The organism is Actinomyces sp. ZJ308, from assembly GCF_011752065.1.
Lineage (GTDB): Bacteria > Actinomycetota > Actinomycetes > Actinomycetales > Actinomycetaceae > Actinomyces.
Window position 1 is genome coordinate 188209 of sequence record NZ_JAAIJY010000004.1, and the last position, 9711, is coordinate 197919.

Consider the following 9711-nt stretch of genomic DNA (forward strand, 5'->3'; position numbering starts at 1 on the left):
GAAAACGAACGCCATACTGTAAGAGTGCTATCACATAACCCTCAAGATTCACTCAGACATCAGGAGTCACAGCCGTACCGCGGTCGGGCTGGGCCAGCCGCTGCGAGACCGCCTTGGTGATGCCATCACGCATCGTGATCCCGTAGAGCGCGTCGGCCACCTCCATGGTACGTTTCTGGTGCGTGATGATGATGAGCTGGCTGGACTGCCGCAGCTCGGTAAAAATCTCCAGCAGGCGGCCCAGGTTCGTGTCGTCCAGGGCCGCCTCCACCTCGTCCATGACGTAGAAGGGCGAGGGGCGCGCCTTGAAGATCGCCACCAGCAGGGCGACGGCGGCCAGCGAGCGCTCCCCGCCCGAGAGCAGTGAGAGCCGCTTGACCTTCTTGCCCGCCGGGCGCGCCTCGATCTCGATGCCGGTGGTGAGCATGTCGTCGGGATCGGTGAGTACCAGGCGCCCCTCCCCGCCGGGGAAGAGCCGGTCGAAGACGGAGGCGAACTGGCGGGCGGTGTCCTCATAGGCCTGGGTGAAGACCTCCTGGACCCGGGCGTCGATCTCCTCGACGATGCTCAGCAGGTCGTCCCGCGAGCGCTTGAGGTCGGCCAGCTGCTCGGCCAGGAACTGATGGCGCTGCTCCAGGGCGGCGTGCTCCTCCAGGGCGAGCGGGTTGACCTTGCCGAGCCGGGCGAGGTCGCGCGAGGCCTTGGCCAGGCGATTCTCCTGCTCGGAGCGCACGTAGGGACGGCCCGGGCGCCCGGTCCCGGACCCGGACCCGGTCGAGGTAGAGGCATGGCCACCGGCCTGCTCGGCCGCCTCCGTCTCGCCGCCGGGGACGGTATCGGACTCCTCGACCACCTCGGGGACGAGCATGTGCGGCCCGTACTCCTCGACGAGCGGATCCAGCTCGAGGCCGAGCTCGCTCATCGCCCGCTCGGCCAGGGCCTCCAGGCGCATGCGCTGCTCGGCCCGGGCCACCTCCTCGCGGTGCGCGGCGTCGGTGAGGTTGCCGAGCTCCTTGGTGAGCTGGTCGATCTCCTCACGGACCTCGTTGGTGGCGGCCAGGGCCTGGGCGCGCTCGTCCTCGATGGCGGCCCGCTCCTCAGCGGCCTGCTGGACGCAGGCCCTCGCGGTCTCGGCGGCGGCGCGGGCCTGGTCGCGCACGTGGGTGGCCACGGCGAGCTGGGCGCTGCGGCGCTGCTGGGCCCGTTCGGCGGCGGCGCGCTGCTCGCGCTCCCGGCGCGCGGCCGCCCGCAGCGAGTCGGCGCGTCCTCGGCCGGAGCGCTCACGCTCCTCGGCCGTGCGCAGGGCCAGCCTGGCGTCGGTCTCGGCGGCGCGGGCCCGACGCGCGGCCTCCGCCGCGGACTCCCGCTCCTGACGGGCGCTGTCCAGCGCGTGCTCGAGGCGGTCGGAGCCGGCGCCCCCGGTCGAACTCGAACCGCCCGACGCGTCCGCTGCGTCGGCGGTCTCGCCCTCGACCTCGGCCAGTGCGGCGGTGGCGGCCGCGAGCTCGGCGGTGCGCTGCACCGACTCGGCCTCGGCCCGCTCCAGGACCCGGCGGGCCCGGCCGGTCTCCTCGGCGGCCGCGTGGGCCGCGGAGGTCAGTCGGGCCATCGTCTCGGCGGCCCGGGCGGCCTCGGCGTCGGCCTGACGCAGGGCGGTCAGCGCCTCGCTGAGGGCCTGGCGGGCGGCCTCCTCCCCACGACGGGCCTCCTCCAGGGCGGCGTCCGCGTCGGACTCGGCCTGCGCCGCGGCGGCGGCCTCGGCGTCGGCCTCCTCGTGGGCGGCGGTGAGCTCGAGGACCGAGGAGGCGCCCCGACCCGCACCGGTGACCCAACCGGGGGCCAGGACGTCGCCGCCGCGGGTGGCCACGACGGCGCCCGGCAGCCTGGCGCGCAGGGCCAGGCCGGTCTCGATGTCCTCCGTCACCCAGCAGGTCTTGAGCAGTCCGGCCAGGACCCGCCCGAGGTGCCCGGGCTCCGTTTGCACGGCACTCACGAGTCCGCCGGCCGCCAGCGCGCCGTCAACGGGGGCCGGGTCCGTCTCATCGTCGGTGTCAGGTGCAGGGCCCAGTGAGGGGTCGTCGGCCAGGACCAGCCTGACTGCGCCGACATCCTGGCTGCGGGCGTGCTCCAGCCCGGCCAGGGCGGCATCGACGTCGGCGGCCAGACCCGCCTCGGCGAGTACGCCCAGCAGGGCGGCGACGGCGTTCTCCCAGCCGCGCTCAACGCTGAGGTGCTCCGCCAGGGGCCCGAGGAGGCCGTCGAGGCCGGCCTCCAGCAGTGTGGCCGTGCCGTCCTGGCTGCGCAGGGACATGGCCAGGGTGTCGCGTCTGGCCGTCCAGGTGGCCCGGTCGGAGGCGGCCTCCCGGCGGGCGTCGGTGGCGGCCGAGACGGCCTCGCGGGCCTCGGCCAGACGCCGGGTCGCCTCCTCGTGGACGGCCGCGGCCTGCGCCGCGGCGGCGGCCGCTGCGCCCGCCTCAGCGGGGGTCCCCCGCGTCGCCCCTTTCCCGGTGTCCGGCGCGGCGCCGTCCTGTGCTCTGCCGGTCCCACTGTCGGCCCCGCCCTCCCCGGTCTCCTCCCCTCCTCCGGCCTCGGCCAGGGCGCTGCGGGCTCGCTCCTGGCGGGCCTCAGCGGCCTGGAGCGCGCTGCGGGCCTGCTCGAGGGCGGCCAGGCTGGCCTCGTGACGGCTTCGGGCCGAGGCGACGCGCCCACCGGCGCGGGCGATGGTCTCGCGCCTCTCGGAGACCCTCCGCTGCGCGGCCGACAGCTCCTGGTCGGCGGCCTTCTCGGCGGTCTCGGCGTCGGTGCGCACCCGGGTAGCGTCGCTGAGCGCGGTGCGGGCGGTCTCGACGGCGTCGGAGAGCTCGGCCTCCTCCTGACTCGCGACCTCGGCCCGGCGTTCGAGCTCCTCGGGGTCGGTGCCGTGGCTCGGCGCCGGCGCGGAGGCCAGGAGCCGGATCCGCTCCCCGGCCACGTCCGCGAGCGCACCGAGGGACTGGGCGACCCCGGTGAGCTCCTCCCACACGCCACCGGCTCGGGCCAGGCGCTGGGCGGAGGTGGTCTCGATGGCGGCCAGCTCGCTCAGGCGCGCCCGGGCGACGCGCTCGGCCTCCTCGACGGCGCTGCGGCGCCTGGCCAGGGCCTCCTTGTCCTCGTCGCCGGCCTCCAGGAGGGACTGGGCCTGGACGACGTCATCGGCCAGCAGCCGGGCGGTGGCGTCCCGGACCTCGACCTGGATGCTCCGGGCGCGCCGGGCGATGGCGGCCTGCCGGGCCAGGGGGCCGAGCTGGCGGCGCAGCTCCTGGGCGAGGTCGGAGACCCGGGCGAGGTCGGCGGCCATGGACTCGAGCTTGCGCAGGGCGCGCTCCTTGCGCTTGCGGTGCTTGAGGACCCCGGCGGCCTCCTCGATGAAGCCGCGACGGTCGTCGGGGGTGGCGCTCAGGACGGCGTCGAGCTGCCCCTGCCCCACGATGACGTGCATCTGGCGTCCCAGGCCGGTGTCGCTGAGGAGCTCCTGGACGTCGAGGAGGCGGCAGGAGGTGCCGTTGATCTGGTACTCCGAGCCGCCACCGCGGAACAGGGTGCGTGCGATGGTGACCTCGGTGTAGTCGATCGGCAGGGCGCCGTCGGTGTTGTCGATGGTCAGGGAGACCTCGGCGCGCCCGAGGGCCGGGCGGGATCCGGCGCCGGCGAAGATGACGTCGGCCATGGAGCCGCCGCGCAGGTTCTTGGCGCCCTGCTCCCCCATGACCCAGGTCAGGGCGTCGACGACGTTGGACTTGCCGGACCCGTTGGGGCCGACCACGGCGGTGATGCCGGGCTCCAGGCGGAGGGTGGTTGACGAGGCGAAGGACTTGAATCCCTTGATCGTCAACGTCTTGAGGTGCACGGGTGCCACCCTAACAGCGGGAGCGGCCCCGGCGAGGACAGAAACGACAAAGGGACTTGACATCACCACTCAGGACAAGCAAACTTTCCATGTCAAGGGAGCTGGACATGCAGCTCTCACGTCCGCTCGGCCAGCTCCATCCGTCCCTCTCGCATCCCTCTCGTCGGCACCTCGATCGACCACCATCCAGTCCCTGTTTCCGAGACCTCAGGAGCCACGATGCTCGCACTGTCCAACCTCTCCAAACGCTTCGGGAGCCTGCAGGCCCTCGACAACCTCTCCCTGTCCCTGGACGCCGGCGAGATCGTCGGCTTCGTCGGCGCCAACGGGGCCGGCAAGTCCACCACGATGCGCATCGTCATGGGGGTGCTCGCCGCCGACTCGGGCACCGTGACCTGGAAGGGCTCCCCCGTGGATGCCGCGACCCGGCGCGCCATCGGCTACATGCCCGAGGAGCGCGGTCTCTACCCCCGGATGAGGGTGGCCGAGCAGCTGGTCTACCTGGCCCGCCTCCATGGACTGTCCGCCTCGGCGGCCAAGACGGCCGCTGACACGTGGACCGAGCGCCTGGACCTCCAGGAGCGGCGCGGTGACGAGGTGCAGAGCCTGTCCCTGGGCAACCAGCAGCGCGTCCAACTGGCCGCCGCCCTCGTGAGCGATCCCGAGCTGCTCATCCTCGATGAGCCCTTCTCCGGTCTGGACCCGGTCGCCGTGGACGTCATGAGCCAGGTCCTCCTGGAGCGGGCGTCCGCGGGCGTGCCCACGCTCTTCTCCTCCCACCAGCTCGACGTCGTCGAGCGCCTGTGCGACCGCGTGGTCATCATCCGCTCGGGCAGACTCGTGGCCGACGGGACGATTCCCGAGCTCCAGGCCACCGAGACGCCCCGCTGGCGGGTGGTCATCGAGCCGCCGGCGGACGCCGCGCCACTGGAGGCCGGCGCCTTGAGCGTCCTGATCGCTCCGGAGGCGCAGGTCGACGGCGAGGGCCGCCTGGTCATCACCGCCGCGGGACCCGACGAGCAGGAGCTGCTGCGCACCGCCCAGCGCCTGGGGACGGTGCGCGAGCTCGGCCCGGTGCGCCACCGACTCGCCGACATCTTCCGGGAGGTCCTCACGGCTCCCACCTCCACCGACACGGCCACCGACACGGCCGCCAACACGACCGAGACGACGAACGACACGAAGGAGGCGCACCGATGAGCGCCCGGACCAGCCCCATCACCCGCCGTCAGGAGATCGCCCTGGTCACCGGGCGCGAGCTGCGGGCGCACCTGATGAAGAAGTCCACCATCATCCTCACCCTGGTACTGCTCGTCGCGGTCATCGGCGGCATCATCGGGATCAGCATCTACACCTCCGGCCAGGACGAGGCCTACCGGCTCGGTCTCAAGGGCATCGAGACCTCTCAGGCCGCCGGGCTCGACGGCGTCGTGTCCTCCAACGGGGAGAAGATCGAGGTCGTCGACGTCTCCGAGAAGGAGACGAAGGCCGTTCTGAGTGACGAGCCCCCCGAGGGCACGCCGCACGTGGACATGGTTCTCGACGTCTCCGGCGCCGCCCCCACCATCACCGTGGAGGAGAAGACCGACGACGCGGTCGTCTCGGGGGTCACGGCCTTCCTCCAGCAGGCGTCCTTGGGTCAGCAGATCGCGGCGCTGGGCGGCGATCCCGGCCAGGTGGCCTCCCAGCTCAGCGCCGCTAAGCCGGAGGTCACGGTGCTCAATGCCCCCAAGCGCGACGCCGCCGACTTCGGCCCGCGCTACGCGATCCTCATGACGATCGACGTGCTGCTGCTGTTCGCCATCATGGGCGGGGGCCAGTTCATCGCCCAGGGCGTGGTGGAGGAGAAGTCGAGCCGGATCGTGGAGATCCTCCTGGCCTGCGTGCGGCCCAGTTCGCTGCTGGCCGGCAAGATCCTGGGGATCGGCATCGCATCCTTCCTGACCACCGGGGTCATCGCCGTCGCCGGGGTCGTCACCGCGAAGGCGACCGGGATCATGCCGGACATCAACCTCAACCTGGACGGCGTGCTGGCGGCGATGCTCGTGTGGCTGATCGTGGGATATGCGATCTTCGCGGTCGCCTTCGGGGCTGCCGCCTCGCTGGTGAGCCGGCAGGAGGACGTCAGCTCGGTCACCATGCCCCTGGTCATGCTCTCGATGGTCCCCTACGTCCTGAGCTTCGTCATGGCTACCGGGGACACCAACAGCCTGACCTTCCGGGTCCTGGCCTTCCTGCCGCCCTTCGCGCCCTTCATGATGCCGGCGCGCCTGGTGCTCGGGGTCTCCTCCTGGACCGAGCAGGCGATCGCCTTCGGCATCGCTCTCGTCTTCCTGCCGCTGCTGGTGCGTGCGGCGGCCGCGATCTACACCCGGGCGGTCACCCGCACCGGTGCCCGGGTGCCGCTCAAGGAGCTCCTGGGGCGGGCGCAGCGGGCCTGAGCGCGGTCAGTCCTCGCTGATCTCGTCGGCCTCACCGGCCTCCACGCCTCCTACGACGACGGTGCGCCTCCCACGAAAGGAGGCGCACCGTCGTCGTGTACAGGCTTGTTGCCGAGGGGGCTCGGAGCCGGCTCGGGCTCAGTCGGCCAGCTCGGGGAACCAGATGGCGATCTCGCGGGCTGCGGAGGCGTCGCTGTCGGAGCCGTGGACGAGGTTGAGGATGGCGGGGGTGCCCCAGTCGCGCCCCAGGTCCCCGCGGATGGTGCCGGGAGCGGCCGTGGTGGGGTCGGTGGGCCCCATGAGGCTGCGCACGCCCTCGACGACGCGCTGGCCCTCGGCCACCGCGGCCACCACGCTTCCGGAGGTCATGTACTCCACGACGCCGGGGTAGAAGGGCTTGTCCACGTGCTCGGCGTAGTGCTCGGCGAGGATCTCCTCGGTGGGCGTCAGGACCTTCAGGGCCGTCAGGACGTACCCCTTGGCCTCGATGCGGCGCAGGATCTCACCGGTCAGGCGGCGCTCGACGGCGTCGGGCTTGATGAGGATGAGGATGCGACCGGTCTGGGACGTGCTGGCCATGGGGGCTCCTTGGTGGGTCGGCGGGTGAGGGACCGGATGGACCTTAACGGGTCAGGGCCCCTCAGTGCCACGGCTGAACCCGGATCAGGACCCGGCTCAGGCCTGCTCCACCACCATGATCGAGGCCGGGGCACCGTCACCGATACGGTCACTACCACGGTCGCTGAGATGGCCACTGAAGCGTTCACTGCCACGGTCGCCGGCACGGTCACGGGCGGCGTCGGCGGCGGCCTGGAGGATGAGTGCGGAGGACTGGGCACCGGGGTCGCGGTGCCCGCGGGAGCGCTCCCCCAGGAAGGAGGCCCGGCCACGGCGGGCCTGGAGCGGCTCGGTGTCCAGAGCCCCCTTGGCTGCGGCCTGCGCGGCCGCAGCGAGGATACCGGCCTCGTCCTCCCCGATCTCCTCGGCCTCCTTGGCTGCGACGGCGGCGGGCCGCCAGGCGTCGGCCATGGTCTTGTCCCCGCTGGTGGCGTGCCCTCTGGCCTCCAGGCCCGAGGTGGCCTCCGCCAGGGCCCGAACCAGGTCCGCCTCCCTCCAGACGGGGGCGTCGCTGGAGCGGGCGGCCTTGAGGAAGGCGGTTCCCAGCAGCGGTCCGCCGGCGCCGCCGACGGTGGCCATGAGGGTGGTGGCGACGACCTTGAGGACTCCACCGGGAGTTGACGGGAGGGTTCCGGCCTCCTGGGCGGCGTCCAGCTTGGTGACCACGGCTCTCATGCCGCGGTCCAGGTTGTCTCCGTGGTCGGCGTCCCCGATGGCTCGGTCCAGCTCGGTCAGCTCGGTGCGATTCTCAGCGATCAGTACGGCGGCGCGACGGGTCCAGTCGAGAGCCCAGGCAGCATCCAAGGACATGGTGTTTCCTTCTCGGGTCTTGGCAGGTGTTGTTTCCAGGCCTGACCGCCATGCACCCAAGGGTGAAGGACGACCATGCGGCTTTGATCGGGCCCTGCGCGGACCCGATGGGTCCCAGCGCATCCCGGGAACGTCCGTGGGACGCGCCGGAGCAGGCCGACGAGGTGCTCACCGCCCACTCGCATTTCCATCCTCTCACGCACCTGATGACCTCGCTCGTTGAGACGGGAAAGTGGCCTGTGACCAGCACGAACGAACCCGCTGACACACATGGCGCGGAGGTTTCGACAGGCGTGATACTTGTATGCACAAGCCCAGGTGCGACGCCGGCCGTCCACCCACCGTCATTGAGATCCGAGGAGAGGAGCCATCGTGGCCCAGGCCAAGTACGACCAGATCTTCCAGACCCTGCGCGGGCGCATCGAGTCCGGCGCGTACGGATTCCTCGAGCTGCTCCCCTCCGAGAACGCCCTGGCCGAGGAGTTCAGCTGCACCCGCAACACGGTGCGCAAGGCGCTGGCCCTGCTCGTGGCCCAGGGCTACGTCCAGACCATGCAGGGTCGGGGAGTGCAGGTGATCTCCCGGCCTCGGGCGACCTCCACCTTCCTCGTCGGGGGGATCGAGTCGCTCCAGGAGGCCGCCGAGCGCAACCGGGTGCCGTTGAGCACCCACATGATCTCCCTGGAGGAGGCAGTGGTGGACGCCGAGACGGCGGAGGCCTCCGGCATGGACGAGGGCGCCGGGATCATCGCCGTCAAGCGGCTGCGTCTGCTGGACAACGTCCCCCTCATTGTGGACACCAGCTACTTCCTGACCTCGGTGGTGCCCCATCTGACCCAGCAGATCGTCGAGTCCTCGGTCTATGCCCATTTGGAGCAGGTTCTGGGGGTGCGGGTGGCCAGCGCGACCCGGCGGATCACGGTGGAGCGGGCCACCGCCGAGGACCGCCGCCTCATTCACCTGGGGGGATTGGACTGCGTCGTCGTCGTCTCCTCGGCGACCTTCGACTCGGCCGGTGTGCTCTTCGAGTACACGCGCTCGCGCCACTCCCCTGTGGACTTCGCCTTCCAGGACACCGCCCACCGGCTGCCGGCTGAGCGCTGAGTCGGCCGCCCAGGAGCTGACTCGCTCACCGGTGAACGGCCGGTGGCCCGGCAGCATCCTGGGATGCTGCCGGGCCACCGGCCTGCTGACGGAGGGGCTGCAGCCCTGCGGGAGCACCCGCCAGAGCGGCGCCTCTCGGCTACTTGGCGACGGGCTCGCGGTTGCCCAGGCGGACCTTCTTGACGGTGCGCTCCTTCTCGAAGTCGGCCTGCTTGAAGCCGAAGAAGTAGGTGCACAGGAAGGAGACCACGAGGGCCGCGACCCCGGCGATCCAGAACCCGGTGAAGGAGGAGTCCATGCCGCCGGGGTTGACGAAGGAGGGGAAGCCGACGAAGCCTCCGGTGAAGCCCCACATGTTGACGTTGAGCAGCCCGGTGAGCAGTCCGCCGACGGCGCCGCCGATCGAGGCGGTGATGAAGATGCGGCCGTACTTGAGGTTGAGACCGTACATGGCCGGCTCGGTCACGCCGCAGAAGGCGGAGATGGTGGCGGGGGCGGCCATGCGCCTGATGCGGGCGTCGCGCACCTTGAGCCAGACGGCCAGGGCGCCGCCGCCCTGGGCGATCATGGTGGCCGAGACGATGGCGTTGAGGTGGGAGTACCCGGGGCTGGCGAGCTCGGAGGAGATGATCGGGATGACCGCCCAGTGCAGGCCGAAGATGACCAGGCACTGGTAGAAGCCGCCGATGAGCAGGCCGGCCAGCGTGTAGTTGAAGCCCTGAATCGCCCCGGGTTTGATGGAGGCAGTGATGACACGGAAGGATCACTGTCATGGGACAGAAGAAGTACCCCGATGAGCTGCGCGAGCGAGCCACGAGGATGACCTTGGAGGCACTGGCCGACCCGGCGCGG

Annotated in this window: 6 protein-coding genes and 1 pseudogene; 3 read left to right on the plus strand and 4 right to left on the minus strand. The window is 71.5% G+C overall.

Translation table 11 applies throughout. From position 1 onward, the window contains the following. Positions 1-52 precede the first annotated feature (52 nt). A complete protein-coding gene (locus HCR68_RS03725) occupies positions 53-3886 on the minus strand; it encodes an AAA family ATPase (protein ID WP_167146284.1) in 3834 nt (1277 codons plus the stop codon). Positions 3887-4105: 219 nt separating this feature from the next. Here HCR68_RS03725 and HCR68_RS03730 point away from each other — a divergent pair, with 219 nt between their 5' ends. Both HCR68_RS03730 and HCR68_RS03735 read left to right on the plus strand, forming a co-directional pair. Further along, positions 4106-5086 carry an ATP-binding cassette domain-containing protein gene (locus HCR68_RS03730; protein ID WP_167146286.1) on the plus strand — a complete coding sequence of 327 codons (981 nt, stop codon included), beginning with the start codon at positions 4106-4108 and terminating at the stop codon, positions 5084-5086. Then, on the plus strand, positions 5083-6327 hold the full coding sequence (locus HCR68_RS03735; RefSeq protein ID WP_167146289.1) for an ABC transporter permease: 1245 nt from the start codon (positions 5083-5085) through the stop codon (positions 6325-6327). The genes HCR68_RS03730 and HCR68_RS03735 overlap by 4 nt, the downstream gene beginning before the upstream one ends. 138 nt (positions 6328-6465) lie before the next feature. On the opposite strand, the gene ndk is transcribed toward HCR68_RS03735, so the two are convergent. Both ndk and dhaL read right to left on the minus strand, forming a co-directional pair. Then, positions 6466-6906, minus strand: a complete 441-nt coding sequence (gene ndk, locus HCR68_RS03740) for a nucleoside-diphosphate kinase (protein WP_167146292.1) — start codon at positions 6904-6906, stop codon at positions 6466-6468. 96 nt (positions 6907-7002) lie between these two features. Further along, a complete protein-coding gene (dhaL, locus tag HCR68_RS03745) occupies positions 7003-7755 on the minus strand; it encodes a dihydroxyacetone kinase subunit DhaL (RefSeq protein ID WP_167146295.1) in 753 nt (250 codons plus the stop codon). 372 nt (positions 7756-8127) lie between these two features. On the opposite strand from dhaL, the gene HCR68_RS03750 reads away from it, so the two are divergent. Further along, positions 8128-8859, plus strand: coding sequence for a UTRA domain-containing protein (locus HCR68_RS03750; protein ID WP_167146298.1), 732 nt, complete (start codon positions 8128-8130; stop codon positions 8857-8859). 139 nt (positions 8860-8998) lie between these two features. Here HCR68_RS03750 and HCR68_RS03755 read toward each other — a convergent pair. Beyond that, positions 8999-9586: pseudogene (locus HCR68_RS03755) on the minus strand (PTS transporter subunit EIIC); the annotation flags it as partial. Positions 9587-9711: the final 125 nt, after the last annotated feature.